Source organism: Comamonas sp. BIGb0152, from assembly GCF_024809975.1.
Classification (GTDB): Bacteria; Pseudomonadota; Gammaproteobacteria; order Burkholderiales; family Burkholderiaceae_C; genus Comamonas.
In genome coordinates this window covers 346,434-372,028 of record NZ_JANUDY010000003.1, presented here as the reverse complement: position 1 = coordinate 372,028, position 25,595 = coordinate 346,434, and the positions used below count along the sequence as shown (strand labels likewise).

At 63.3% G+C, this 25,595-nt stretch carries 21 protein-coding genes; 9 read left to right on the top strand and 12 right to left on the bottom strand.

Features of this window, described 5'->3' with window-relative positions; genetic code table 11:
• Nucleotides 1-79: 79 nt before the first annotated feature.
• The 4 genes from M2375_RS08620 to M2375_RS08605 all read right to left on the bottom strand — a co-directional run bounded on the left by M2375_RS08620 (nt 80) and on the right by M2375_RS08605 (nt 2,604).
• Complete coding sequence (locus M2375_RS08620; protein ID WP_259165198.1) at nt 80-337, bottom strand: hypothetical protein; 258 nt, start codon at nt 335-337, stop codon at nt 80-82.
• Between the two features lie 274 nt (nt 338-611).
• Nucleotides 612-1,157, bottom strand: a complete 546-nt coding sequence (locus tag M2375_RS08615) for a bifunctional 2-polyprenyl-6-hydroxyphenol methylase/3-demethylubiquinol 3-O-methyltransferase UbiG (protein ID WP_259165197.1) — start codon at nt 1,155-1,157, stop codon at nt 612-614.
• A 45-nt stretch (nt 1,158-1,202) separates the two neighbouring features.
• Entirely contained in the window at nt 1,203-1,367 is a 165-nt protein-coding gene (locus tag M2375_RS08610) for a hypothetical protein (protein WP_259165196.1), read from the bottom strand.
• Between the two features lie 13 nt (nt 1,368-1,380).
• Nucleotides 1,381-2,604 (bottom strand): MFS transporter, encoded by a 1,224-nt coding sequence (locus tag M2375_RS08605; protein WP_259165195.1) that lies wholly within the window; start codon nt 2,602-2,604, stop codon nt 1,381-1,383.
• Between the two features lie 188 nt (nt 2,605-2,792).
• Here M2375_RS08605 and M2375_RS08600 point away from each other — a divergent pair, with 188 nt between their 5' ends.
• Both M2375_RS08600 and parC read left to right on the top strand, forming a co-directional pair.
• Nucleotides 2,793-4,769: a DNA topoisomerase IV subunit B gene (locus tag M2375_RS08600; RefSeq protein WP_259165194.1), complete on the top strand. Its 1,977-nt coding sequence runs from the start codon at nt 2,793-2,795 to the stop codon at nt 4,767-4,769.
• A 184-nt stretch (nt 4,770-4,953) separates the two neighbouring features.
• Nucleotides 4,954-7,314: a DNA topoisomerase IV subunit A gene (gene parC / locus M2375_RS08595; protein WP_259165192.1), complete on the top strand. Its 2,361-nt coding sequence runs from the start codon at nt 4,954-4,956 to the stop codon at nt 7,312-7,314.
• Nucleotides 7,315-7,369: 55 nt separating this feature from the next.
• On the opposite strand, the gene M2375_RS08590 is transcribed toward parC, so the two are convergent.
• Nucleotides 7,370-8,251, bottom strand: coding sequence for a LysR family transcriptional regulator (locus M2375_RS08590; protein WP_259165191.1), 882 nt, complete (start codon nt 8,249-8,251; stop codon nt 7,370-7,372).
• 140 nt (nt 8,252-8,391) lie between these two features.
• On the opposite strand from M2375_RS08590, the gene M2375_RS08585 reads away from it, so the two are divergent.
• Nucleotides 8,392-9,852 (top strand): amidase, encoded by a 1,461-nt coding sequence (locus M2375_RS08585; protein ID WP_259165190.1) that lies wholly within the window; start codon nt 8,392-8,394, stop codon nt 9,850-9,852.
• A 134-nt stretch (nt 9,853-9,986) separates the two neighbouring features.
• Entirely contained in the window at nt 9,987-10,967 is a 981-nt protein-coding gene (locus M2375_RS08580; RefSeq protein ID WP_259165189.1) for a tripartite tricarboxylate transporter substrate binding protein, read from the top strand.
• Between the two features lie 55 nt (nt 10,968-11,022).
• Here M2375_RS08580 and M2375_RS08575 read toward each other — a convergent pair whose 3' ends face one another.
• The 3 genes from M2375_RS08575 to M2375_RS08565 form a co-directional block, all read right to left on the bottom strand.
• The gene (locus M2375_RS08575) at nt 11,023-12,168 is read right to left on the bottom strand and encodes an MBL fold metallo-hydrolase (RefSeq protein WP_259165188.1); all 1,146 of its coding nucleotides are present in this window, start codon (nt 12,166-12,168) and stop codon (nt 11,023-11,025) included.
• A gap of 125 nt (nt 12,169-12,293) precedes the next feature.
• Complete coding sequence (locus tag M2375_RS08570; protein WP_259165187.1) at nt 12,294-12,755, bottom strand: RidA family protein; 462 nt, start codon at nt 12,753-12,755, stop codon at nt 12,294-12,296.
• Nucleotides 12,756-12,878: 123 nt separating this feature from the next.
• On the bottom strand, nt 12,879-13,340 hold the full coding sequence (locus tag M2375_RS08565; protein ID WP_259165186.1) for a RidA family protein: 462 nt from the start codon (nt 13,338-13,340) through the stop codon (nt 12,879-12,881).
• A gap of 156 nt (nt 13,341-13,496) precedes the next feature.
• Between M2375_RS08565 and M2375_RS08560 the strand changes: the two genes are divergently transcribed.
• From M2375_RS08560 to M2375_RS08550, 3 genes are read left to right on the top strand one after another with little or no spacing between them, the layout of a single operon-like run.
• A complete protein-coding gene (locus M2375_RS08560) occupies nt 13,497-16,130 on the top strand; it encodes a DNA internalization-related competence protein ComEC/Rec2 (protein ID WP_259165184.1) in 2,634 nt (877 codons plus the stop codon).
• Nucleotides 16,131-16,189: 59 nt separating this feature from the next.
• Nucleotides 16,190-17,677: a circularly permuted type 2 ATP-grasp protein gene (locus tag M2375_RS08555; protein ID WP_259165183.1), complete on the top strand. Its 1,488-nt coding sequence runs from the start codon at nt 16,190-16,192 to the stop codon at nt 17,675-17,677.
• A gap of 56 nt (nt 17,678-17,733) precedes the next feature.
• Nucleotides 17,734-18,711, top strand: coding sequence for an alpha-E domain-containing protein (locus tag M2375_RS08550; protein ID WP_259165182.1), 978 nt, complete (start codon nt 17,734-17,736; stop codon nt 18,709-18,711).
• A gap of 117 nt (nt 18,712-18,828) precedes the next feature.
• On the opposite strand, the gene M2375_RS08545 is transcribed toward M2375_RS08550, so the two are convergent.
• The 3 genes from M2375_RS08545 to bfr all read right to left on the bottom strand — a co-directional run bounded on the left by M2375_RS08545 (nt 18,829) and on the right by bfr (nt 21,886).
• Nucleotides 18,829-21,027: a TonB-dependent siderophore receptor gene (locus M2375_RS08545; RefSeq protein WP_259165181.1), complete on the bottom strand. Its 2,199-nt coding sequence runs from the start codon at nt 21,025-21,027 to the stop codon at nt 18,829-18,831.
• Nucleotides 21,020-21,211, bottom strand: a complete 192-nt coding sequence (locus M2375_RS08540; RefSeq protein WP_259165179.1) for a hypothetical protein — start codon at nt 21,209-21,211, stop codon at nt 21,020-21,022. The genes M2375_RS08545 and M2375_RS08540 overlap by 8 nt, the downstream gene beginning before the upstream one ends.
• 198 nt (nt 21,212-21,409) lie before the next feature.
• Nucleotides 21,410-21,886: a bacterioferritin gene (gene bfr / locus M2375_RS08535; protein ID WP_259165177.1), complete on the bottom strand. Its 477-nt coding sequence runs from the start codon at nt 21,884-21,886 to the stop codon at nt 21,410-21,412.
• Nucleotides 21,887-22,294: 408 nt separating this feature from the next.
• Here bfr and ahpC point away from each other — a divergent pair, with 408 nt between their 5' ends.
• The gene (gene ahpC, locus M2375_RS08530; RefSeq protein ID WP_239809010.1) at nt 22,295-22,858 is read left to right on the top strand and encodes an alkyl hydroperoxide reductase subunit C; all 564 of its coding nucleotides are present in this window, start codon (nt 22,295-22,297) and stop codon (nt 22,856-22,858) included.
• Nucleotides 22,859-22,981: 123 nt separating this feature from the next.
• The gene (gene ahpF, locus M2375_RS08525; RefSeq protein ID WP_259165176.1) at nt 22,982-24,553 is read left to right on the top strand and encodes an alkyl hydroperoxide reductase subunit F; all 1,572 of its coding nucleotides are present in this window, start codon (nt 22,982-22,984) and stop codon (nt 24,551-24,553) included.
• A gap of 120 nt (nt 24,554-24,673) precedes the next feature.
• Here the strand turns inward: ahpF and argF are convergent, their stop codons facing one another.
• Nucleotides 24,674-25,594 (bottom strand): ornithine carbamoyltransferase, encoded by a 921-nt coding sequence (gene argF, locus M2375_RS08520; protein WP_259165175.1) that lies wholly within the window; start codon nt 25,592-25,594, stop codon nt 24,674-24,676.
• Nucleotide 25,595: the final 1 nt, after the last annotated feature.

Sequence of the window (25,595 nt, the reverse complement as noted above, 5' to 3'; positions counted from 1 at the left end):
CAATGCCTGCCCGGCTATTCTCTTACACAGTGCGTGGGTGTGTAAAAGTGTTGCTTGATCGTGGCGGGGCCAGGGTTGTTCAGGGTCCGATGGAAGCGCCGCGCTTGGCGACCAGCTGCTTGCCCACCAGGCGGCAGGTTGCCTTGGCGGTTTTGCCGTTGTCCAGCTTCAGTTGCACCGCATCCCCAGCCTTTTTGCCTTGGCAGGCCTCAATGGCTTGCTTGTCGGGCGCGGGCTGGGCGGGGCTGGCGGCATAGGCTTGGGCGGTGGCCATCCAGAGGGCTGCAGTCACGGCGGTGCTGCACAGCAGACGGTGGCGAAGTGTTTGAGTTCTCATGGCATTCCTTGTGTAAAAAGAGGCTCTGCGGCCAGGCCGCGATCTGGTGTGTGACAGAAACAAGCGGATGAAACAGAGAAACTGGAGTGTGTTTACGCCTCTCCGCAGAGCCCATGACTGAACTATAAAAGCCAAATGTGGAGGAAGTTGGGTTGGCTTTTAAGCAGGTGTGACAAAGCGAAAGCCTCATGCCCATTGGGTTTGCGCGGGTTCAGATGCCGGGCCAGGCCGCAAATTTATGCAAAGTGGAGGCGCTGGATGCGCTGTACCCATCTCAGGGCATCAGCGCCGAAGGCCTGGCATCGCCGGGCAACGGGCGGCGCACTGCAATGCGCTGCACCACCCGATCCGGCGCCTGGAGCCCACCTTCTTCGTAGGCGATCACCGACCAGCCCGCACAGACCTGCAGCAGCTCGCCCGGCCGCAGCAAAAAGTCAGGCCGGGAAGGCTTGCCATAGACCTCGTTGCCCTGGGCAAAGGTCTCGTACAGCAGCAGGCCACCGGGGGCCACGCTGCCCAGAATGCGCGGCCACAGCGGGCGCCAGAGGTAGTTCGTGACCACCACCGCATCAAACACCCGGCCGTCCAGCGGCCAGGGCCCGTTCTCGATGTCGGCCAGCAGCCATTCACCTGCGGTGTCTGCCTGCAAAGCTTGCAGTGCGGCGCCATCGCGGTCCACGCCTGTCACATGCTGGCCTTGGGCTTGGAGGTAACGGGCATGCCGGCCCTGGCCACAGGCCAGGTCCAGCACCTGCGCGCCTGCAGGGATCAGCGGGGAAAAGCGGGTAATCCAGGCAGAAGGGGCGGGGCTAGAAGACATGGAAAAGAAGAAGGCCTGCCAGCACCGAGCGGCAGCAAGCCAGGATCAGAAGCAGCCCCAGACATGGTCCGCCATCTGGACCATAAAGGCGGGCTGGGTATAGAGCATGAACACCAGGCCCAGCAGGCCCAACCCCAGCAGCCACAGGGCTGCGCGCTGCCAACCGCGCAGGCGCACGGGGCTGGGTGGCTGGGGAGCAGGGTGTGGCATCAAGGTATGGTCTTTAAGCGGTCAGTGGCAGGCGTTGCACGGGTTCTTCCTTCACTGGCAGATTGACCAGGCCGGCGAACACGCCCAGGCCAATGGCCACATACCAGACGACATCATAGCTGCCGGTGTGGTCATACAGGTAGCCGCCCAGCCAGATGCCCAGGAAGCTGCCGATCTGGTGGCTGAAGAACACAAAGCCACTGAGCATGGACAGGTGCTGCACGCCAAAGATTTGTGCGACGGCGCCATTGGTCAGCGGCACGGTAGACAGCCACAAGAACCCCATCACGGCGGCAAAGACATAGACCGACCAGGGCGACAGCGGAACCAGCAGGAACACCACAATCGCGATGGCGCGGATGAAATAAATGCCCGAGAGCAGGTAGCGCTTGGCCATGCGCTGGCCCAGGGAGCCGGCCAGGTAGGTGCCAAAGATGTTGAACAGGCCGATCAGCGCCAGCGAGTAGCTGGCCACATGCGGCGGCAGGCCAAAATCCTTGAGGTAGCTGGGCATGTGCACGCCAATGAACATCACCTGGAAGCCGCAGACAAAATAGCCTGCGGTGAGCAGCAGAAAGCTGGGGCTACGAAAGGCTTCAGCCACGGCCTGGGCAATGGTTTGCTGCTGGCCGCCCGCCGCACTGCGCTTGAGCGCGTGGAAATTGGGCTCGCGCAGCGCCATCGCCAGGGGAACGATGGTGAGCACCAGGATGGCGCAGACCAGCAAGGCGTTCTGCCAGCCCAGGCTGGCGATCAGCTGGCCCTCCACCGGCACCATGAAGAACTGGCCAAAGGAGCCTGCCGCAGCGGCCACGCCCATGGCCCAAGAGCGTTTCTCGGCCGGCAGTTGGCGCCCGATCACGCCATAGATCACCGCATAGGTGGTGCCCGTTTGCGCGATGCCGATTAAGAGCCCGGCGGTGAGTGCAAACATCAGGGTATTGGGGGCCCAGGCCATGCCGGCCAGGCCGAGCGCGTACAGTAGCGCGCCGCAGACCAGCACCTTGCTGGCGCCAAAACGGTCAGCCAGCATGCCGGTGAAGATGCCAACCAAGCCCCAGCTGAGGTTTTGTACCGCCAGCGCCAAGGCGAAGGACTCGCGTGTCCAGCCCATCTCCTGGGTGATGGGTTGCAGCCAGAGGCCAAAACCGTGGCGGATGCCCATGGACAGGGTCACTACCGCGCCGCCGCACAGCAGCACGCGGGCCATGGACAATCGTTGTGCGTTGTTTTGCATAGTCAAAGGATGTCTCGTTATTCAGGAATTGTTACTCCAATGCCCGAAACTGGCTGTCGCCCGCATATTGCCCAGGGTCCGCCCAAGCCCATTGCAGGCTTTTGCGGCCAAGCGTCGCGAATCGTCAACAACTTCCACCTGTTTATCTATACAGCTATTTACAATGGCAGCCGCTAGAATGGAAAGTTATGGCAAGCAAAAACACGTCTACCAGTGAATACGCAGAGGGCTCGATACGGGTCCTCAAGGGGCTTGAGCCGGTCAAGCAGCGTCCGGGCATGTACACCCGTACCGATAATCCTTTGCACATCATCCAGGAGGTGATTGACAACGCGGCCGACGAAGCGCTGGCCGGCTTTGGCAAAAAAATCCGCGTCTACCTGCACACCGATGGCTCCATCAGTGTCGAGGACGACGGCCGGGGCATTCCGTTTGGCATGCACCCCGAAGAGCATGCGCCCGTGGTGGAGCTGGTGTTCACCCGCCTGCACGCGGGTGGCAAGTTCGACAAGGGGCAGGGCGGCGCCTACAGCTTCTCGGGTGGTTTGCATGGCGTGGGGGTCTCGGTGACCAATGCCTTGTCCACCCGCATGGAGGTAACCGTGCACCGCGATGGCTCGGTCGCCAGCATGGCCTTTGCCGGCGGCGATGTGGTCGAACCGCTGCAGGTGCGCGCCATGGTCAGCGGCGACCGCAAGCAGGGCACGACGGTGCGCGTCTGGCCCGATGCCAAATATTTTGAATCCAGCCACTTGCCGATGGGCGAGCTGGTCCACCTGCTGCGCAGCAAGGCCGTGCTGATGCCGGGTGTGAGTGTGCAGCTGACACAGGACAAGAACCGCGAAACCCAGAGCTGGCTGTACAAGGGCGGCCTCAAGGACTACCTGCTGCAGACCTTGCCGATCGATCCGGTGATCCCGGTGTTTGAAGGTGAGGGCTTTGCCGGCCGCAACGATGACCATTTCGCCGAGGGCGAAGGCGCATCCTGGTGCGTGGCCTTCACCGACGAAGGCCAGCCGGTGCGCGAGAGCTATGTCAATCTGATCCCCACCACGGCAGGCGGCACGCATGAAAGCGGCCTGCGCGACGGCCTGTTCCAGGCGGTCAAGAGCTTTATCGAGCTGCATTCGCTGCTGCCCAAGGGCGTCAAGCTGATGCCCGAGGACGTGTTCGCGCGTGCCAGCTATGTGCTCTCGGCCAAGGTGCTCGATCCCCAGTTCCAGGGCCAGATCAAGGAGCGCCTCAACTCCCGCGATGCGGTGCGCCTGGTCTCGGGCATGGTGCGGCCGGCGCTGGAGCTGTGGCTGAACCAGAACGTCGAATACGGCAAAAAGCTTGCCGAGATCGCCATCAAGGCCGCGCAGACGCGCCAGCGTGCTGGCCAGAAGGTGGAAAAGCGCAAGGGCAGTGGCGTGGCCGTGTTGCCCGGCAAGCTGACTGACTGCGAAAGCAAGGACCTGGCCTACAACGAGGTGTTTCTGGTCGAAGGCGATTCGGCCGGCGGCAGCGCCAAGATGGGCCGCGACAAGGAAACCCAGGCCATTCTGCCCTTGCGCGGCAAGGTACTCAACACCTGGGAAGTGGACCGCGACCGTTTATTTGCCAATACCGAAATCCACGATATCTCGGTGGCCATCGGCGTGGACCCGCATGGCCCCGATGACGAGGTCGATTTGAGCGGCCTGCGCTACGGCAAGATCTGCATCCTCAGCGATGCGGACGTGGACGGCTCACACATCCAGGTGCTGCTGCTGACCTTGTTCTTCAAGCATTTTCCGCAGCTCATCGACAAGGGCCATGTCTGCGTGGCACGGCCGCCGCTGTTCCGCGTCGATATTCCTGCGCGGGGCAAAAAGCCCGCCGCCAAGGTCTATGCGCTGGACGAGGCGGAGATGCATGCCATTTTCGACAAGGCAGCCAAGGATGGTGTGCCGCGCGATAAATGCCAGATCAGCCGCTTCAAGGGCCTGGGCGAGATGAATGCCGAGCAGCTGTGGGAGACCACCTTGAACCCGGACACCCGCCGCCTGCTGCCGGTACGCCTGAGCCAAACCGATGTGCTGCAAACCCGCCAGGTGATGACCCAGCTGATGGGCAAGGGCGAGGCTGCAGCCCGCCGCGACCTGATGGAGTTGCATGGCCACGAAGTAGACATCGACATCTGATTCCATGCCACCACCCTCCCTGGCTTTGTCGCTTTCGCCTTGCCGTGCTGCAGCCAAGTCTGCGGCTCGGCGCAGCGTCCTGAACGACGGAGCCATGGAATGTCCTGCTGCCAGCGCTGCTGAACAAACACAACGATAGACAGCTGCGTGCAGCCGTGCCACAAGCGAAGAAAGCTGAACGAATATGAGTGAAGAAAACGGTCCGGATCTGCTGACCAACCCGGTGCCAGACGACGGCGACAGCCTCGATCTGGGCAATTACGCGCAACGCGCTTATCTGGAATATGCGCTGTCCGTGGTCAAGGGCCGGGCGCTGCCCGATGTCTGCGATGGCTTGAAGCCGGTGCAGCGCCGCATCCTGTTTGCGATGGAGCGCATGGGCCTGAGCTACAGCGGCCCCAACCGGGGCACGGCAGCCAAGCCGGTCAAAAGTGCCCGCGTGGTGGGCGATGTGCTGGGCCGCTTTCACCCGCATGGCGACCAGTCGGCCTATGACGCGCTGGTGCGCATGGCCCAGGATTTTGCCCAGCGCTACCCGCTGATCGACGGCCAGGGCAACTTTGGCAGCCGCGATGGCGATGGCGCCGCAGCCATGCGCTACACCGAGGCACGCCTGTCCAAGATCACCAGCTTGCTGCTCGACGAGATCGACATGGGCACGGTGGATTTTGTGCCCAACTACGACGGCTCCACCCAGGAGCCCAGCCAGCTGCCCGCGCGCCTGCCGTTCTCGCTGCTCAATGGCGCCAGCGGCATTGCAGTGGGCCTGGCCACCGAGATCCCCAGCCACAACCTGCGCGAGGTGGCCGATGCCTGTGTGGCCCTGATCAAGAAGCCGGCGATGACCGACTTTGACCTGCAGGAGATCATCCCCGGCCCGGACTTTCCCGGTGGCGGCCAGATCATCAGCAGCAGCAAGGACATTGCCGACGCCTACCGCACGGGCCGAGGCTCCATCAAGGTGCGCGCGCGCTGGACGATTGAAGAGCTGGCCCGCGGCCAATGGCAGCTGGTCGTCAACGAGCTGCCGCCCGGCGTGTCCTCGCAAAAGGTGCTTGAAGAGATCGAGGACCTGACCAACCCCAAGATCAAGACCGGCAAGAAGACCTTGACCCAGGAGCAAAGCCAGCTCAAGGCCACGGTGCTGTCCTTGTTGGATGTGGTGCGCGATGAATCGAGCAAGGATGCGGCCGTGCGCCTGGTGTTCGAGCCCAAGACTGGCAAGACGCCGCAGTCCGAGCTGATCACCTGCCTGCTGGCGCATACCAGCCTGGAGAGCTCCTCGTCAGTGAACCTGACGATGATCGGCATTGACGGCAAGCCCACGCAAAAGTCGCTGCGCCTGATGTTGGAAGAGTGGATCCAGTTCCGCCAGATCACCATCACCCGCCGCTCGCAGCACCGGCTGGACAAGGTCAAGGACCGCATCCATATCCTGGAAGGCCGGCAGACCATTTTGCTCAATATCGACGAGGTGATTGCCATCATCCGCGCCAGCGACGAGCCCAAGGCTGCGCTGATGGCGCGCTTTGATCTGAGTGAGCGCCAGGCCGACGATATTCTGGAAATCCGCCTGCGCCAGCTGGCCCGCTTGGAAGCGATCAAGATCGAGCAGGAGCTGAGCGAGCTGCGCGAAGAGCAAGGCAAGCTGGAAGACATTTTGGCCAACCCCGCCTCGCTCAAGCGCCTGATGGTCAAGGAGATCGAGGCCGATGCCAAGCAGTTTGCCGACGCACGCCGTACGTTGATCCAGGAAGAGAAAAAGGCCGTCGCCGAAGTCAAGGTGGTGGACGAGCCCGTTACCGTTGTGGTGTCGGAAAAAGGCTGGGTGCGGGCCCGCACCGGCCACGGCCATGCGGCCGACAGCTTCAGCTTCAAATCGGGTGACAGCCTGTATGGCACCTTTGAATGCCGCACGGTCGACCAGCTGCTGGTCTTTGGCAGCAACGGTCGCGTGTATTCGGTCGCGGTGGCCAGCCTGCCGGGCGGCCGGGGCGATGGCCAGCCAGTGACCACCTTGATGGAGCTGGAAGCGGGCACGCAGATCCAGTACTACTTTGCTGGCCCGCTGCCCGCCCGCTTGCTGCTGGCCAGCAGCGCGGGTTATGGCTTCACGGCCTTGGTGGAGAACATGGTCTCGCGCCAAAAGGGTGGCAAGGCCTTTGTCAGCCTGGACGATGGCGATACCTTGTGCCCGCCCTCGCACATCTCGGGCAGCAGTGGCAGCCAGCCGATCGCCGATGCCAGCCATGTGGCCTGCGCCTCGGCGGGTGGCCGTATCCTCACCTTCGATATCTCCGAGCTCAACCATATGGCCAAGGGCGGCAAGGGGCTCAAGCTGATTGATCTGGAAGACAAGGACCGTTTGGCTGGCGTGGCCGTTTACACGCGCAGCATCCGCATTGAAGGCATCGGGCGCGGCGGCAAGGCCCGTGAGGAAACCCTGGAAATCCGCAGCCTGAACAACGCCAAGGCCGGGCGCGCCAAAAAGGGCAAGCTCGCCGACCTGGGCTTCAAGCCCAACGCCGTGTTCCGCGTCGAATAGGCCTCGCTGCCCAGCTGTCCCAAGCCCTGCCCGGTGCCATCCGGGCAGGGCTTTTTTATCGCTGAGCTGGCAACAGGGCGCGCAGATGCTCGACAAAGGCCCGTACGCCCCGGGGCAGGTTGCGGCCGGTGAGGGTTTGCAGCTCAATGGAGCGCGCATGCATGCCGGGCTCGCGGATGGTGGCGGTGTGCAGCAGGCCCCGGCGCACATACTCGCGCACCGTCACCTCGCCGCCCAAGGTGAGCCCACCGCCATGCAGCACAAAGCGCACCAGCGCATCAAACTGCCCGCTCTCCAGCACCGGCTCAAACACCAGGCCGCGCTGGCCGCTGGCGATGTCGAACAGCTGGCGCGCGGTGTTGCCATCGTCCAGCAGCGCAAGCGGGTAGGGCTGCATTTGCGCCAGGCTGACGCTGGCAAACCTGGCCAGCGGGTGGCTGGGCGGCATGATCAGGATGACGGGCGAATTCTGGCGGTGTTGCACATCAATGTCGCGCACAGCAGCGCGGCTGTAGGTGAGGCCAATGTCGGCGTCGCCATTTCTGACTGCCTGGGTGACGTGAGCCGGTGAGGCCGATACCAGCTGGAACTGCATGCCCGGGTGATGCTCGCGAAACGTGGCCATGGCCAGGGGCAGGAACTCAAACGCAAAACCGGCCGATGCGCAGACCCGCACCTGGCCCCGGCGCAGGCCTTGCAGCGCCTCGATGTCGGCGACCACGCGCTCGGCATCCAGTGCATGGCGCTTGGCATGGGTGGCGAGCAGCTCGCCGGCCGCACTGGCCACCATGCCGCGTGGGCGGCGCTCGAACAATGGCACCTGCAGCGCTTCCTCCAGCGACGCGATCTGTCGGCTGACGGCCGAGGCCGAGACATTGAGGCGCAGCGCGGCCTCACTCACCGAGCCGCTGCGCACGACTTCCAGAAAGTAGCGCATGGCGGTGTCCTGGAGGTGCTGCGAAGGTGTCATAGTCTGCTTTGCAAAAAACGCAACGATAACCGCAAAAAATTGTGATTGTCGAAATGGGCGGCATTGCCTATGCTGGATTTTTCTGACATCCAAGAGACATACAAGCCATGCCATCCCAGCCAGTTCCTGCCGACAACCGCATCGTCGAGATGAGTGCCGTGGCGCTGTCCGCCGCCATCCAGCAGCGCGCGCTGTCCTGCACCGAGGTGCTGCAGGCCTTCTGGGCCCAGATCGACAGGCTCAACCCACAGGTGAATGCGCTGGTCGCGCCCATGCCGCGCGAGCCCCTGCTGGCCCAGGCGGCGCAGTTGGATGCCGAGTTGGCCAAGGGCCATAGCCGGGGCCCACTGCACGGCTTTCCGCAGGCGCCCAAAGATATCTCGCCAGCAGCGGGCATGGTCACCACCAAGGGCTCACCCATCTTCCAAGGCCAGGTCAGCAGCAGCGATGCGGTGGTGTTTGAGCGCATGCGCGCGGGCGGCGCGCTGTTTGTGGCGCGCAGCAATTCGCCGGAGTTTGGCCTGGGCGGCCATACCTACAACCCGGTCTACGGCACCACAGGCAATGCGTTTGACCCCAGCCGCTCGGCCGGTGGCAGCAGCGGCGGCGCTGCGGTGGCCGTCGCCCTGCGCATGCTGCCGGTAGCGGATGGCTCGGACATGATGGGCTCGCTGCGCACGCCAGCGGCTTTCAACAATGTCTACGGCCTGCGTACTTCGGTGGGCTGTGTGCCGCATGGGCCGGGCGATGAGGTGTTCTTCCAGCAGTTCAGCGTGGCCGGGCCTATGGCGCGCGATATTCCCGATCTGGCCTTGCTGCTGTCGGTGCAAGCGGGCTTTGATGCCCGCCTGCCGCTCACGCGCCGCAGCGACGGACCGCAGAACTGGGGCCAGGGGCTGGAGCGCGACTTCAAGGGCCGCAAGATCGCTTGGCTGGGCGACCTGGGCGGGCACCTGCCCACCGAGCCGGGCCTGCTCGATACCTGCCGCGCAGCGCTAGGTGCCTTTGCCGACATTGGCTGCACGGTGGAGGAGGTCGTGCCGGACTTTGACCTGGAGCAGCTGTGGCGCGCCTGGATCGACCTGCGCAGCTTCAGCGTGGCAGGCGCCAATGCTGCGCTGTATGACGACCCGCACAAGCGCGCACTGCTCAAGCCTGAGGCGCTGTGGGAGATGGAGCGGGGCCGCGCGCTGTCGGGTATGGATATCTATGCCGCCGCCAAGGTGCGCAGCAGCTGGTACGAGGTGCTGCGCCGCCTGTTTGAGCGCTATGACTTTGTCGTGCTGCCTGCTGCCCAGGTGTTCCCATTCGACGCCGAGCTGGACTGGCCCCATGCCGTGGGCGGCCGCAGCATGGATACTTACCACCGCTGGATGCAGACCGTGGTGGGGGCCACGATGGCCGGCTTGCCCGCCTTGTCGGTACCGGCAGGCTTTGGCGCCCATGGCCTGCCTGCGGGCCTGCAAATCATTGGGCCGGTGCAGGCTGACAAGGCCTTGCTGCAAATCGGCCATGCCTATGACCAGGCCAGCGGCCATGCGAGGGTGCGCAGCCCTTTGCTCGGCTAACAGCGCGCGCGGTAGACCCCTCCATCAGCGCGTCTTCTGAGGCTGCGCTCCGATCCAGACAGGCGTTGCTGCAACCGCTGTCTGGTTCCTCCCTGGCACCCGTTTCTTCAGCAAAAAAGGTAGATCCCATGTCCATGCCGATATCCCGTCACCGCTTTTTGACTTACCTGGCCGCTGGCGCTGCCGGCCTGGCCTGGCGCCCCGCATTGGCGCAGGGCTACCCAGAGCGCGCGATCAAACTGGTGGTGCCGTTTGCGCCTGGCGGTGCGACTGACATTCTGGGCCGGCTGCTGGCCGCGCAGCTCAGCGAAAAGCTTGGCCAATCCGTCTTTGTGGAAAACCGACCCGGTGCCGGCACGGCGGTGGCTGGTGGGCAGGTGGCCAAGGCCGCAGCCGATGGCTACACCTTGTTCCTGGGGGCGAGCTCTACCTTGGCGATGAACCCGGTGGTGCGCAAGGCCTTGCCCTATGACCCCATGCGCAGCTTCAGCATGCTGGGGCTGGTGGCTGACATGGGCCTGGTGCTGGTGGCCAACAATGCCGTCAAGGCCACGTCGTTGCAGGACTTGGTGGCGCAATCCAAGGCGGCGCCCGATCGGTTCTCTTACGGATCTTTTGGGCCGGCATCGTCGGTGCATTTCGGTGGCGAAATGCTCAAAAGCACCACCGGCATGCAGATGCTGCATGTGCCCTTCAATGGCAGCACGCCCAGTTTGACGGCCTTGATGGGAGGCCAGGTTCAGCTGGCCGTGGATACCGTGGTCGCGACGACGCCGCTGATCCAGGCCGGCAAGATCAAACCCATCGCCGCGCTGGGGGCCAAGCGCCTGGCCTTGCTGCCCGATGTGCCCACCGTGGCGGAAAGCGGCTATCCCGGCTTTGACATGAGCACCTGGTTCGCCTTTTTGGCGCCCGCAGGCTTGCCCGAGCCAGTACGCGCCAAGCTGGAGGCGGCCTTGGCCGATGTGATGGCGCAGCCGCAGATGCAGCAAAAGCTCGAAAGCATTGGCCTGACCCCCGCATGGGGCAATGGCCGTGCGCTGCAGGCCCGCGTGGAGCGCGAGCTGCCGCTGATGCGCGATGTGGCGCAGCGCGCCCAGATTGAGGTGGAGTGAACGCGCTGAGCTCAGCGGCTGCACGGTGTGCAGCCTTGGGGTTCCCAGCAGGCGCTTAACGCAGCGCTTCCCACCACTGCTTGTTGCTGCGCGCTTGGCCCACGGTCAGCACCTCGCCGATCTCCGGCGTGGCCAGGCTGATACCTTGCTGCTGGGCCAGTGCCGCGAGCCGGTCCAGCGGCTCGCGCCAGCCATGCATGGCCAGCGCAAAGGTGCTGTTGTGCACGCTGTAGAGCACCTGGCCGCGCACATCGCTAAAGGCCTGCACGGTTTCTTCCGGCGTCATGTGCACGGAGGGCCAGTAGGCGTCGTAGGCGCCGTTTTCCATCAGCGCGATGTCCATGGGGCCGAACTTGTCGCCAATGGCCTTGAAGCCGGGGAAGTAGCCGGTGTCGCCGCTGTAGTAGATGCGCTGGCCACCGGCTTGCAGCACCCAGGAGGCCCACAGCGTGCTGTTGCGGTCGCTGAGCGTGCGGCCCGAGAAGTGCTGGCTCGGGGTAGCGGTCACTTCCACCCCGGCATGCTGCTCCTGCTGCCACCAGTCCAGCTCCACAATGCGCTCGGGCTCCACGCCCATGTCACGCAGGCGTGCACCCACGGCCAGCGGTACAAAGTAGCGCTCGACCTTGCCCAGCAGGAACTTGATGGTGGGCTCGTCCAGGTGGTCGTAATGGTCGTGCGACAGGATCAGGCCGGCAATCGGTGGCAGGTCCTGCAGCGGCAGCGGCGTGGGATGGAAGCGCTTGGGCCCGATAAAGCTAAAGGGCGACACGCGCTCACCAAAGACCGGGTCGATCAGCCAGTACTGGCCCTGGAGCTTGAGCAGGTGCGAGGAATGGCCCAGGCGGATGAGATGGTTGCCATCGGCCGGCAGCGCTTGTAGCTGCGCCGGGGTGACGGTGTTGACCGGAATGCTGTCCTGCGGCACCGTGCCGGTCTTGTCGCCAAACAAAAAGCGCGACCAGATCTGAAAGCCCCCGGCATGGGGCTTGGCCGCCGGGTTGGGCGGGTTTTGAAAGCGCTTGTCGGTCGATGAGTACTGGGGCGATGCCTGGTAGCGCCGCTGGCTGTCCTCGTCCGGGGTGGAGGCGCAAGCCACCAGGGAACAGGCGGTTGCCACCAGCCAGCCGCTGCGCAGGCGCTTGAAGCTGCCGTTGCCACGGGTGGTGTTGGGCGAGGATGCGGGGCGAGGCTCTTGCATGGCTAATATCAATCGGGCAGGGTGGTTCGGTAAACGACTGCCATGATACGGCGCGAACAAGAAAGCCGCATGGCTGCGGCTTCTGTAGGGATTTAGGGGAGAAATCTATTGATTAATCTACAGATTTATTCCACTTCAGCAATGAGTTCGATCTCCACACAGGCACCACGCGGAACCTGGGCCACACCAAAGGCGCTGCGGGCATGAGCGCCCTTGTCCGCGCCAAAGACCTGTGCCAACAGTTCGCTGGCACCGTTGGTAACCAGGTGTTGCTCCGTGAAGTCTTCCGTGCTGTTGACCAGGCTCATCAGCTTGACAATGCGCTTGACCTTGTTCAGATCGCCGCCGACTGCTGCCTGCAAGGTGCCCATCAGGTCGATGGCGACCGAGCGTGCCGCCTGCTGGCCCTCGGCGGTGTCCATGGTCTTGCCCAGCTTGCCGGTCCAGGGCTGGCCGTTCTTGCTGGCCGTGTGGCCGCTGATGAAGACCAGCTTGCCGGTTTGTGCGAACGGCGCATAGGCTGCAGCGGGCGTACGCACAGGTGGCAGTTCAATGTTCAGGGCTTTGAGTTGGTCGTAGACGCACATGCTGGTCTTGTCCTTGCTGGGTAGAAGAGGGGCATCTTAGAGGCAGGTACGACCGTAGTCGCATGCAAAAACAATGTGGCGCCATACCCGCAGGGCATGGGCGCCGTATGGCGTGGAGCGTGATCAGGCCAGCTCAGCGATCAGCTCGATCTCTACGCAAGCGCCCATGGGGATCTGGGCGACGCCAAAGGCGCTGCGGGCATGCGCGCCTTTTTCGGGGCCAAACACCTCGGCGAACAGCTCGCTGGCGCCGTTGGTGACCAGGTGCTGCTCGGTGAAATCGCCGGTGCTGTTGACCAGGCTCATCAGCTTGACCACGCGCTTGACCCGGTTCAGGTCGCCGCCAGCTGCGTGCTGCAGGGTGCCCAGCAAGTCGATGGCTACGGCGCGGGCTGCGAGCTTGCCTTCTTCGGTGTTGATGCTGCGGCCAAACTGCGCCACCCAGGGCTTGCCATCTTTGCGGGCGATATGGCCGCTCAAAAACACCATGTTGCCGGTTTGCACATAGGGCAGATAGGCGGCAGCGGGCACGGCCAGTGGCGGCAGGCTGATGCCGAGGGCCTGGAGTTTGTCGTAAACGCTCATGGAGTCCTTTCAGAAATGGGTGACGGGCACAAAGTGCCAAGTGTGGCACAAATGCCTTGCTTTGGCGGCTTGGTCCGGGTCGCCTCAGAGGGCATGCGGCGCAGGCTAGGGCAAGCCCGGGTCGGGCTGGGGTGCGGTGCTGCATAGCATGCTTGGATGAAGGAGACCTCTTGCTCCGGCTGGCGCCCTGGCGCATGGTTGTGGGGCATCTTGGCTGGCACGGCGCTGCAGCTGCACCAAGCCAGCCTCTGGCCCGGCGCGTACTATGCCGCCTGCGCGCTGCTGGGCGCGGCGGCGAGCTTGTTGCTCGCGTGTTGGCGCAAACCTGCACGTTGGCCTGACCGTGCATGCTGCTGCCTGGCCGCCGCCGCGCTGGCCTTTGGCCTGGCGGGCCTGCGCGCTGCCAACCAGGCGCAGACCGCATTGAGCCCGGCATTGGAAGGGGTGGACTTGCAAGTGGAGGGCGTGGTGGTAGCAATGCCATTGCCGGTGACGGGCGGCCAGCGCTTTCGCCTGAAGACGGAGCGGGCCTGGCGCGAGGGCGCGCCGGTGGGGGTGCCACCGCTGATGGACCTGTCCTGGTACCGCGCAGACCACCGTGCCTTTGCGCGCATCGCGCCGGAGCAGCCTGCATCGGCCGAGCATGCCTTGCCCTTGCTGCAGGCGGGCCAGCGCTGGCGGCTGCCGCTGCGCTTGCGCGCGCCCCATGGCAGCCTGAACCCGCATGGCTTTGACTACGAGATGTGGATGTGGGAGCAGGGCGTGCAGGCAACCGGCTATGTGCGCCATGGCAAGCCGCAGGAGCCCGTACTGCTGGCATCGCAGCAAGGCCATGGGGTGGAGCGCCTGCGCCAGCATGTCCGCGACGCCATGGTGCAGCAGCTCGCTCCGCCCGGCCAGCCGCAGGCGGCGCAGCAGGCCCGCATTGCAGGCGTGCTGGTGGCGCTGGTCACGGGTGAGCAACGCGCAATTGACCGCGAAGACTGGCGTGTGTTCCGCATCACCGGGGTGGCCCATTTGATGGCGATATCAGGGCTGCACATCACCTTGTTTGCCTGGGTGGCCGCCGCCATGATCGGCTTTGGCTGGCGGTGCAGCCCCCGTCTGTGTTTGTGGCTGCCTGCCACCCGCGTGGCCTTGTGGGGTGGGGTGGTGTGCGCCGGGCTGTATGCGGTGTTCAGCGGCTGGGGCATTCCTGCGCAGCGCACGGTGCTGATGCTGGTTGTTGTGGCGGCGCTGGCCTCCAGCGGCCGGCAGTGGCCCTGGTATATGCGCTGGCTGCTGGCCTGTGTCTGTGTGGTGCTGGCCCAGCCCATGGCCTTGCTGCAGGCGGGGTTCTGGCTCAGCTTTTTGGCCGTGGGCATTTTGTTCGCTTCGGACAGGGGCATAGACAGGCGCAGCCCCGCAGCACCCGAGCCGGGGCCTGCCGTGCGTGGGCTGCGGCGCTTGCGGATGGCTGTTGTCCAGCTATTGCGCGAGCAATGGGTGGTGACCCTGGCGATCACACCCCTGTCCCTGCTGCTGTTTGGCCAGGTGTCGGTGGTGGGCTTTTTGGCCAATCTGCTGGCCATTCCCTGGGTGACCTGGGTGGTCACGCCGCTGGCCTTGTTGGGTGTGCTGGTGCCGGCGCTGTGGGAGGCGGCGGCCTGGGCGCTACACCCTTTGATGGCCGTGTTGCAGTGGCTGGCCCGTTGGCCCCACGCGGCGCTGTGGCTGGCCGCAGCCCCAGCTTGGGCGGGGCTTGCCGCCATCGTGGGTGGCGTCTGGCTGGTGCTGCCCTGGCCTTGGCGTCTGCGGCTGCTGGGCTTGCCCTGTTTGCTGCCGGCGCTGTGGTGGCAGCCGCTGCGGCCCCTGCCTGGCCAGTTTGCGCTGTGGGCGCTGGATGTGGGCCAGGGCCAGGCGGTGCTGGTGCAGACGGCCCGGCATACCCTGCTGTATGACGCGGGCCCGCTGTATGGGCCGGGCAGCAATGCGGGCGACCGGGTGGTGGTGCCCACGCTGCAGGCCTTGGGCGCGCGCGGGCTGGACAGTGGCCGGCTCGATCTGCTGGTGCTGAGCCACGCCCATGTGGACCACAGCGGAGGGGCCCAGGCGGTGCTGGAGCAACTGCGGCCGCTGGGCCTGTTGGGCTCGCTGCTGCCCCATGAGCGCCGCCGCCTGGGGTTGGCATCGGCCCCTTGGCGCGACTGCCAAGCAGGCCAGGCCTGGAGCTGGGATGGCGTGCGCTTCAGCGTGCTGTACCCGCTGGCCGAGGACGCAGGGCCCGTGCCTGGCAGTGGCTCGGGCCCGCGCACCGATTCAGGCAATGCCTACAGCTGCGTGTTGCGCATCGAAGCGGCTGTATGGGGCGGCCATGCGGCGGTGGCCTTGCTGCCTGGCGATATTGAGCGCGCCCAGGAGCGGGATATGCTTCGGCACCATGCCGCATCCCCCGGGCTCTTGAAAGCCGATCTGATGCTGGCTCCGCACCACGGTAGCAATACTTCATCTACACGGCTGCTGCTGGAGGCGGTAGGCCCGCGTTGGGCGGTTGCGCAAACGGGCTACCGCAACCGCTTTGGCCACCCCGCCTTGCCGGTGCAGCGGCGTTACCAAGAGATGCAGATTGCGCTGCGCAATACGGTCGATTGTGGTGCAGCCTATTGGCGCTCCGACCAGCCCCAGGCCCTGGCATGTGAGCGGCAGCAGCGGCCGCGCTATTGGCACCATGGGGTTGCCAGCGCCAACAGCCCAGAGGGTGGGCCGGGTATTAATAAAACAAATCAGCCCCTAATTCCTGATGAAGGTTAGTACTTAGATTTTGGTGGCGCGAAACTTGCTAAGCTGCTGGAGCCAGAAAGGATTTTGCGATGCAAAAGTTCGATGAGATGTACCAGGGCCTGCCCTATGCCAACGGCGCAGAAAGAGCGCACTACCAAAGCTATGCCAAATGGCTGCTGCAGCAGCCCTTCGAGAAAATGCAGGCTTTGCGTGAGGAGGCGGAGCTGATTTTCCGGCGCGTGGGCATCACCTTCGCGGTCTACGGCGAAAAGGACCAGGACGGCTCGGGCACCGAGCGCTTGATTCCCTTTGATCTGATCCCGCGCATCATCCCCTCGCAAGAGTGGGCCCAGATGCAAAAAGGCCTGGTGCAGCGTGTGACGGCACTCAACCGCTTTATCCACGATGTCTACCACGACCAGGAGATTCTGAAGGCCGGCATCGTGCCACGCGACCTGGTGCTGGACAACAGCCAGTACCGGCCCGAGATGCGGGGCGTGCATGTGCCCATGGACATCTATGCGCACATCGCCGGCATCGACATCGTGCGCGCCGCCGAGTTGGACGGCAGCGGCACCTACTATGTGCTGGAAGACAACTTGCGCGTGCCCTCAGGCGTGTCTTACATGCTGGAGAACCGGCGCATGATGATGCGCTTGTTCCCGGGTCTGTTCAGCAGCCATGCGGTGGCCCCGGTGGCGCATTACCCCGATTTGCTGCTGGACACCTTGCGCGCCAGCGCGCCCAGCCATGCGGCCAACAACCCGACCGTGGTGGTGCTGACCCCGGGCATGTACAACAGCGCCTATTTTGAGCATGCATTTTTGGCCCAGCAGATGGGCGTGGAGCTGGTCGAAGGCCAGGATCTGCTGGTGCGTGACGATGTGCTGTACATGCGCACCACCCAGGGCTTGCAGCGGGTGGATGTGATCTACCGCCGGGTCGATGACGACTTTCTCGACCCCACCGTTTTCCGTTCCAGCTCCACCTTGGGCTGCGCTGGTCTGATGCGCGCCTACCGCAAGGGCAATGTGGCCATCTGCAATGCCGTGGGCACGGGGGTGGCGGACGACAAATCGGTCTACCCCTATGTGCCGGCCATGATCCGCTTCTACCTGGGCGAAGAAGCCATCTTGAAAAATGTGCCGACCTGGATGTGCCGCAAGCCCGATGACCTGGCCTATGTGCTGGACCACCTCGATGAACTGGTGGTCAAGGAAGTGCATGGCGCTGGCGGCTACGGCATGCTGATTGGCCCGGCGTCCACGCGCGCCGAGATTGAGGCCTTCCGCGCCGCGCTCAAGGCCAAGCCCAACGGCTATATCGCCCAGCCCACGCTCAGCCTGTCGAGCAGCCCCACCTATGTGGAAAGCGGTATTGCGCCGCGCCATATCGATCTGCGGCCCTTTGTGCTCAGCGGCAAGGAGGTGCAGATGGTGCCGGGCGGGCTGACCCGGGTGGCCCTCAAGGATGGATCGCTGGTGGTCAACTCCTCGCAAGGCGGCGGCACCAAGGACACCTGGGTGCTGCGCGGGCCGGAAGATGATTACAGCGAATGGGATGGCATGCAGCAGTAAGACCTTCGGGCATCTCATGTGAACGCCATCTACTTGCCAAGCGAAAGAATGTGACTATGTTGAGCCGAACCGCCGACCACCTCTACTGGATGTCCCGCTACACCGAGCGTGCGGAAAACACTGCCCGCATGCTCAATGTGAGCTACGAGACCTCGATGCTGCCGCAGTCCGCATCTGCGGCCACCAAGGCCTGGCAAAGCGTGCTGTCCATCAGCGAGCTGCTGCCTGCCTACTACGAGCGCCATGACGAGATCACCCTCGACGGGGTGCTGCATTTCATGGTGCGCGATGAGACCAATACCTCGTCGATCTACAGCTGCCTGCTGGCGGCCCGAGAGAACGCGCGTGCCGTGCGCGGCGCCTTGACCACCGAGGCCTGGGAGACCTTGAACATGACCTGGCTGGACATGAGCCGCTGGTTCAAGGCCAAGAAGTTTGAGACCGACCCGGCCAAGTTTTTTGAGTGGGTCAAGCTGCGTTCGCACCTGTCGCGGGGCGTCGTTTCAGGCACCATGCTGCAAGACGATGCCTTTCTGTTTTTGCGCCTGGGCACCTTCATCGAGCGGGCAGACAACACCGCCCGCCTGCTCGATGTGCGCTTCCATGCCGTCAAGAACGATTACCACGGCTCTTTCCAGCCGGGCAAGGGGCCAGCACCTTCGGACTTCTACCACTGGAGCTCCATCTTGCGCAGCGTCTCGGCCTTTGAGGTGTACCGCAAGGTCTACCGCAATGTGATCACGCCCGAGCGCGTAGCGGAGATGCTGATTTTGCGGCGCGACATGCCGCGCTCCTTGCATGCCAGCATGTACGAGGTGGTGCAGATTCTGGAGGCCGTCGCCAACGACCATTCATCCGAGACCCAGCGCCAGGCCGGCCTGCTGCTGGCCGAGCTGCAGTACGGCCGCATCGACGAGCTGCTGGCCACCGGCCTGCATGCCTTTTTGGTGCGCTTTTTGGAGCGGGTGCATGCGCTGGGCGGCCGCATCGGTCAGGATTTCCTGGCGACTTCGGACGAGATGGCGGTGGCCTGATCCGCCCGCTGATCGCAGCGCTGCGCTCTGCAGTGGCAAAAGGGTGCCTGGCACCCTTTTTTTGCGCCCGGTTTGCGGGCGAGCAGCGAACAGCGATCAGTGATCAGTGATCAGCGATCAATAGCGGTAGGTGGCGGTCAGCAAAAAGTTGCGGCGCTCGCCATAGAAGCAGTCTCCGCGTGACAGGCACTGGGTGATCACGACCTTGTCGGTGAGGTTGTTGGCATGGAAGGCCAGGCGCCAGTCGCCGCTGTCATAGGCCACCATGGCATCGGTCAGCAGGGACGAGGGCGTGTCGATGGCCGTGGTGCCCGTCCACTGTGGGCCGCTGTAGCGCATGCCCGCGCCCACGCTCCAGCCGCCGCGCCCTTGGCTGGCAAAGCGGTGCATCAGCCAGCTCGATGCCATGTGGCGCGAGACGGCGGTGACCCGCTGGCCCTGGTCGCCCGCATTGCTGCGGCTGATCTTGGCATCGGTATAGGCGTAGGCAACGGTCCAGTCCCAGCTTTTGGCTAGGCTGGCAGTCATTTCGGCCTCAAAGCCCTGGGTCTTGACTTCGCCCAGCTGCAGGCTGTTGAGCGGGTTGGCCGGGTCATTGGTCTTGCGGTTTTCCTCGCGCAGGCTGTAGACGGCGGCATAGCCGGAGATGCCCCGGCCTTCGGGGATCCACTTCACACCGGCTTCGACCTGCTTGCCGCGCTGCGGTTTGTAGGGCGTGCCGTAAAAGTCCACGCCGCCCAGCGGCTGGAAGGATTCGGTGTAGCTGAGGTAAGGCGCCCAGCCGCCGCCGGCCTGGTAGGTGACGCCCAGGCGCTTGGTCCAGGCCGAGTCGTCAGCAGCGGCAGCAGGCCGGCCTTCAGTCTCTGTCTTGGCATGGTCACGGCGCAGGCCGGCCGTGGCCGTCCAGTCGCCCCAGCGCAGCTGGTCCTGCAGGTAAAAGCCCAGCTGGCGCTGCGCCACATTGGGTGCCTGCACCAGCTGCGAGGCGGTGGGCGGCGTGAACGAGCCGTAGACGGGGTTGTAGACATCGAGCGGTGTGCCCAGCGCGCGCCAGCTGGCCTGGCTGGTGGTGTTGCGCTGCCAGTCCATGCCGGCCAGCACGGTATGTTGCACATCGCCGGTTTGGAGCTTGCCTTCGAGCTGGGTGTCGACCAGCAGCATGCGGCCGCCGTTGACCTGCCAGACGGCATCGCGCTGCACGGTGCGGCCATCGGCATCGAACACCGGCCGGGCCGGGCGGCCGGCGGCGGCATTGGCGGCAAAGCTGGTGTAGAGCGTGCGGTAGTCCACCTCGCTGCTGGTGCGGCGCAGGTTTTGGCGCAAGGTCCAGCTGTCGTTCAGCTGGTGGCTGAACAGGTAGCCAAAGGACTTGTTCTCGGAGTCGTACTTGTCAAAGTTCGGCTCGCTGATGAAGGTGTTGGTGGGAATCTGCCCATAGGCGCTGGGCAGGCGCGTGCCCTGCCAGGGGAAGAACTGGGTGATCGAGCCACTCTTGTCCTTGTGGTACATGGCCTGCAAGGTGAGCGAGGTGCCAGCAAAGGGCTTGAAGGTCAGCGAGGGCGCAATGACCAGGCGGTCGTCCTTGACATGGTCGACCTGGGTGTTGCTGTCGCGGCCCACCGCGACCAGACGGTACAGCCAGCGACCATCCTCGTCGATGGGGCCGGTGATATCGCTGGCAATCTGCTTGCGGCTATGGCTGCCCAGTTGCAGCTGTACCTCGCGCTGGGGCTGGTCCAGCGGGCGCTTGCTGGTCAGGTTGAGCACGCCGCCCACGCTGCCCTGGCCATAGAGCACCGACGAGGGGCCGCGCAGAAACTCGACCCGCTCCAGGGTATAGGGCTCGACCTTGATGTTGTTGTAGGTGCCATAGGTGCGCAGCAACCCATCCTGGTACTGGCTGACATCGCCGCCCCGGGCCTTGAAGCTGTCGACCCGGTTGTCGAAATAGCTGGAGTTGATGCCTGCGGTGTAGCGCGTGGTTTCGCGCAGGGTCGTCACGCCCTGGGCATCGAGCTGGTCGCGGGTCACCACGCTGATGGCTTGCGGGGTTTCGATCAGCGGGGTGTCAGTCTTGGTGGCGGAGATCGCGCGCTTGGCCACAAAGCCTTTGACCGGGCCGGTGGCCGACTCGGCTTCGGTATCGCCTTGAACGGTGATGGGGGCCAGCGTCGTCTCTGCGGGCGCAGTAGTTACCGGCTGCGTATCTTGTGCCAGGGCGTTGCCGCCCCAGCAGGCCAGCGCCGCCCACAGGGCCGTATGCAAAGCGGTGTGCAGCGCACGCGGTGCGGCGGCGGGGATGAGGGTGTCAGACATGGTGGTCGGGTGTTGAACGCGGAAGAAACGGGGGGCGCAGGCGGGCACCCTTAAGGCTGTGCATGGCCAGGCCAATGCCATCGGGGAATGCAACTGCGCCGCCGCCATGCAGGTGCTGGCATGCGACACGCACAGGCTCGGCCTGGTGGGCCGCAAAGCGAAGGAGAAAGCGTGCACGCAGCATGGCAAAGAGGGGGACCCGGTGCGCTGGCTGGCACCGGTAAACAAACGATGCTGGCGTGCGAAAAAAAAGAGGAAGGCGCAGTGTAATAGAAGCTGCGAATGATTATTGTTTAACCATCTATGCAAGCAGGTTTGTGAGATAGATACAACAAAAAAGGACCCGAAGGTCCTTGTTGCGTGCCGTTGTCGGCGGAGCGGCTTATTCAACCTCGCCCATGATGGACTGCAGGTAGTTCTGCAAGCCGACCTTGTCGATCAGGTCCAGCTGGGTTTCCAGAAAATCGATGTGCTCTTCGGTGTCGTCCAGAATCTTTTGCAGCAGATCGCGTGAGACATAGTCGCGCACGCTTTCGCAGTGGGCAATGCCATCCTTGATGGTGGCTTGCGCAGTTTGCTCCAGGCGCAGGTCGCAGGCCAGCGCTTCTGGCACATCTTCACCAATCTGCAGCTTGCCCAGGTCTTGCAGGTTGGGCAGGCCGTCCAGCATGAAGATGCGGTCCATCAGCCAGTCGGCATGCTTCATCTCGCCAATGGATTCCTCGTATTCCTTCTTGGCCAGCTTGTCCAGACCCCAGTGCTTGTACATGCGGTAATGCAGAAAGTACTGGTTGATGGCGGTGAGTTCGTTTTTCAGCTGCGCTTGCAGAAAACCGATGGCCTTGGGATCGCCTTTCATGGTGGGCTCCTTCTCTTGTGTGAATGACGGGTATTGGGGCTATTGTCCTTGCGAAAGGTCAAGCAACCAAACCGGGCAGCGCTTATCCCCCGTGCTTTTGCTCTGGCTGCGTGTAAGGCTGAGTCGTGTTCTCATTTGACGCAGCCCGCAGCTTGCTTGCATGATGCGGCTTGCTGCAGCGCAACTGCGCTGTCATGGCGCTGTGCTAAGTTGCAGTGAGCAAGGCGCGCTAAGCGGTGCAGGCTTGCAAAACAGGCCGCTGCCCGCATATAGCCATCTGCCTTGGGTCAGGATTTAAATAATAGTTTGTTTAAATTGAAATGATTATATTAATTGAATTGATCAATTATTAACATCTTTTTATACTGACTCCTGTCAATCGTTTTTACTCAACAGAAGGAAACATCCATGTCCGTACTCAATAGCAAGATCAAGCCTTTCACGACGCAAGCTTTCAAGGATGGCAAGTTCATCGAAGTGACCGAAAAAGACGTCCTGGGCAAGTGGGCGGTGTTCTTCTTCTACCCTGCTGACTTCACCTTTGTCTGCCCTACCGAACTGGGCGACGTGGCTGACCACTACGCAGAACTGCAAAAGCTGGGCGTGGAAGTCTATTCCGTCTCGACCGACACCCATTTCGTGCACAAGGCATGGCACGACACCTCGGACACCATCGCCAAGATCAAGTACACCATGCTGGGTGACCCAACCTGGCAAATCAGCCAGAACTTTGACTGCCTGCGCGAAGGCCAAGGCCTGGCAGACCGTGCCACCTTCATCGTCGATCCAGAAGGCGTGATCCAGGCGATGGAAATCACCGCTGAAGGCATCGGCCGCAATGCAGAAGACCTGCTGCGCAAGATCAAGGCGGCCCAGTACGTGGCTTCGCACCCTGGTGAAGTCTGCCCTGCCAAGTGGCAAGAAGGCGAAAAGACCCTGGCTCCTTCGCTGGACCTGGTCGGCAAGATCTAAGCTGTTAATTACTGCTGCAATTCCAACGTAGTAGACGCCCGGGTGCCTGGCGCCCGGGCTTTGTTTTTTTGAAAAGTGCTGCAACGCCCCCTGGCGGGGCACGAGAAGTTTGAAGGAAGTCCCATGCTCGACAACACCATGAAAGCCCAACTGAAAGCCTACCTGGAGCGCTTGACCAAGCCCGTCGAGCTGGTGGCGACCCTGGATGACGGTGAAAAGTCGAAGGAAGTGCGCCAGCTGCTGGCCGATATCAAAGAACTGAACGACAAGATTTCGGTGGTCGAAGACAACGCAGCCGATGTGCGCAAGCCTTCTTTCCTGATCACCAACCCCGGCACCAATGTCGGCGTGCGTTTTGCCGGTGTGCCCCTGGGCCATGAATTCACCTCGCTGGTGCTGGCGCTGCTGCAAGTGGGCGGCCACCCCTCGAAGGAATCGGCCGAGCTGCTTGACCAAGTGCGCAATATCGACACGCCCTTGCACTTCGAGACCTTCTACTCGCTGTCCTGCCACAACTGCCCGGACGTCGTGCAGGCGCTGAACCTGATGTCCGTGCTCAACCCCAAGATCACGCACACCGCGATTGATGGCGGCCTGTTCCAGAAGGAAGTGCAAGACCGCGAAATCATGGGCGTGCCCACGGTGTTCGTCAACGGCCAGCGTTTTGGCCAAGGCCGCATGGAGCTGGCCGAGATTGTGGCCAAGGTCGATACCGGCGCTGCAGCCCGCGAAGCGCAAAAGATTTCGGGCAAGGAAGCCTTTGATGTGCTGATTGTCGGCGGTGGCCCCGCTGGTGCAGCCGCTGCGATCTACGCTGCACGCAAGGGCATCCGCACCGGCATTGCGGCCGAGCGCCTGGGTGGCCAGGTGCTGGATACCGTGGATATCGAGAACTTTGTCTCCGTGAGCAAGACCGATGGCCCCAAGTTTGCGGCCGCGATGGAAAGCCATATCCGTGACTACGAGGTCGACATCATGAACCTGCAGACCGCCAAGTCCTTGACGCCTGCAGCGCAAGAGGGCGGTCTGATTGAAATCGAAACCGAGTCGGGTGCCAAGCTCAAGGCCCGCACGGTGATCCTGTCGACCGGTGCGCGCTGGCGCAACATGAATGTGCCTGGTGAGGACACCTACCGCACCAAGGGCGTGACCTACTGCCCGCACTGCGATGGCCCGCTCTTCAAGGGCAAGGCGGTGGCGGTGATTGGTGGCGGCAACTCGGGTGTTGAGGCCGCGATTGACCTGGCCGGTGTGGTCAAGCACGTGACCTTGCTGGAGTTTGCCTCGGAGTTGAAGGCCGACGCGGTGCTGCAGCGCAAGCTGCGCAGCTTGCCCAATGTCAACATCATCCTGAATGCACAGACCACCGAAGTGAACGGTGACGGCAAGAAGGTAACCGGCCTGACCTACAAGGACCGCACGAACGACGAGATCAAGACCGTCGCGCTGGAAGGTATCTTTGTGCAGATTGGCCTGCTGCCCAACACCGGCTGGCTCAAGGGCACCGTGCAGCTGACCCCGTTTGGCGAGATCGAGATCGACGCCAAGGGCCACACCAACTTGCCCGGCGTGTTTGGCGCAGGCGACTGCACCAATGTGCCTTACAAGCAGATCGTGATTGCCGCTGGGGCGGGCGCGACTGCTGCGCTGAGCGCGTTTGACCACCTGATCCGCACGACGGCGCCGGCCGCCTGATCTGCCGGATCTGCGCTGACATGACAATGCCCCGATACCGCAAGGTTCGGGGCATTGCTATATCTGGACCGACTTGGGTAGCTGAGCCAGCTGAACGACGGTTAGCTGGCTGGCAGCGACTTACCCCTGTTTGCCAATCAGCAGGTACTCCATCAAGGCCTTTTGCACATGCATGCGGTTCTCGGCCTCGTCCCAGACGACGGACTGCGGACCGTCGATGACCTCGGCTTGCACCTCTTCACCGCGGTGGGCGGGCAGGCAGTGCATGAACAGCGCATCCTTCTTGGCGACGGCCATCATGTCGAGGTCTACGCACCAGTCGGCAAAGGCCTTCTTGCGCTTTTCGTTTTCCTCTTCATAGCCCATGCTGGTCCACACATCGGTGGTGACCAGGTCGGCGTCTTTGCAGGCCTCTTGCGGGTCGCTGAACAGCTGGTAGCAGCCCTTGTCATAGGCGCGGCCGCTGAAGGCCAGCTTCTCGTCAATGCCGTAGCCGCTGGGCGTGCTGACATGCACTTTGAAGCCCAGCAGGTTGGCCGCCTGCAGCCAGGTGTTGGCCATGTTGTTGCCGTCGCCCACCCAGGCCACCGTCTTGCCCTGGATGGAGCCACGGTGCTCGATGTAGGTGAAGATGTCGGCGAGGATCTGGCAGGGGTGGTACTCGTTGGTCAGGCCATTGATGACCGGCACGCGTGAATGCTCGGCAAAGCGCTCGATCTTGTCCTGCCCGAAGGTGCGGATCATCACCAGATCGGTCATGCGGCTGATTACACGCGCGCTGTCCTCGATGGGCTCGGCGCGGCCGAGCTGGCTGTCGCCCGTGGTCAGGTGGACGACAGAGCCGCCCAGCTGGTACATGCCGGCTTCAAAGCTCACGCGGGTGCGGGTGCTGGCCTTCTCGAAGATCATGGCCAAGGTGCGGTCAGCCAAGGTGTGGTGGGTGACATAGCCCTTGAACTTTTGCTTGATCAGCGTGGCGCGCTTGAGCAGGTACTCGTATTCGTCAGCCGTGAAATCCTGGAATTGCAGATAGTGTTTCATT

Excerpts from the sequence above, each read along its gene's own strand:
- M2375_RS08615 (WP_259165197.1), bottom strand. The coding sequence starts at position 1,157 with ATGTCTTCTAGCCCCGCCCCTTCTGCCTGGATTACCCGCTTTTCCCCG.
- M2375_RS08550 (WP_259165182.1), top strand. The coding sequence starts at position 17,734 with ATGTTGAGCCGAACCGCCGACCACCTCTACTGGATGTCCCGCTACACC.
- M2375_RS08555 (WP_259165183.1), top strand. The coding sequence starts at position 16,190 with ATGCAAAAGTTCGATGAGATGTACCAGGGCCTGCCCTATGCCAACGGC.
- M2375_RS08590 (WP_259165191.1), bottom strand. The coding sequence starts at position 8,251 with ATGCGCTACTTTCTGGAAGTCGTGCGCAGCGGCTCGGTGAGTGAGGCC.
- ahpF (WP_259165176.1), top strand. The coding sequence starts at position 22,982 with ATGCTCGACAACACCATGAAAGCCCAACTGAAAGCCTACCTGGAGCGC.
- M2375_RS08610 (WP_259165196.1), bottom strand. The coding sequence starts at position 1,367 with ATGCCACACCCTGCTCCCCAGCCACCCAGCCCCGTGCGCCTGCGCGGT.
- argF (WP_259165175.1), bottom strand. The coding sequence starts at position 25,594 with ATGAAACACTATCTGCAATTCCAGGATTTCACGGCTGACGAATACGAG.
- M2375_RS08575 (WP_259165188.1), bottom strand. The coding sequence starts at position 12,168 with ATGCAAGAGCCTCGCCCCGCATCCTCGCCCAACACCACCCGTGGCAAC.
- M2375_RS08600 (WP_259165194.1), top strand. The coding sequence starts at position 2,793 with ATGGCAAGCAAAAACACGTCTACCAGTGAATACGCAGAGGGCTCGATA.
- M2375_RS08585 (WP_259165190.1), top strand. The coding sequence starts at position 8,392 with ATGCCATCCCAGCCAGTTCCTGCCGACAACCGCATCGTCGAGATGAGT.
- M2375_RS08565 (WP_259165186.1), bottom strand. The coding sequence starts at position 13,340 with ATGAGCGTTTACGACAAACTCCAGGCCCTCGGCATCAGCCTGCCGCCA.
- bfr (WP_259165177.1), bottom strand. The coding sequence starts at position 21,886 with ATGAAAGGCGATCCCAAGGCCATCGGTTTTCTGCAAGCGCAGCTGAAA.
- M2375_RS08605 (WP_259165195.1), bottom strand. The coding sequence starts at position 2,604 with ATGCAAAACAACGCACAACGATTGTCCATGGCCCGCGTGCTGCTGTGC.
- M2375_RS08570 (WP_259165187.1), bottom strand. The coding sequence starts at position 12,755 with ATGTGCGTCTACGACCAACTCAAAGCCCTGAACATTGAACTGCCACCT.
- M2375_RS08560 (WP_259165184.1), top strand. The coding sequence starts at position 13,497 with ATGAAGGAGACCTCTTGCTCCGGCTGGCGCCCTGGCGCATGGTTGTGG.
- M2375_RS08620 (WP_259165198.1), bottom strand. The coding sequence starts at position 337 with ATGAGAACTCAAACACTTCGCCACCGTCTGCTGTGCAGCACCGCCGTG.
- M2375_RS08540 (WP_259165179.1), bottom strand. The coding sequence starts at position 21,211 with ATGCTGCGTGCACGCTTTCTCCTTCGCTTTGCGGCCCACCAGGCCGAG.
- ahpC (WP_239809010.1), top strand. The coding sequence starts at position 22,295 with ATGTCCGTACTCAATAGCAAGATCAAGCCTTTCACGACGCAAGCTTTC.
- M2375_RS08580 (WP_259165189.1), top strand. The coding sequence starts at position 9,987 with ATGCCGATATCCCGTCACCGCTTTTTGACTTACCTGGCCGCTGGCGCT.
- M2375_RS08545 (WP_259165181.1), bottom strand. The coding sequence starts at position 21,027 with ATGTCTGACACCCTCATCCCCGCCGCCGCACCGCGTGCGCTGCACACC.
- parC (WP_259165192.1), top strand. The coding sequence starts at position 4,954 with ATGAGTGAAGAAAACGGTCCGGATCTGCTGACCAACCCGGTGCCAGAC.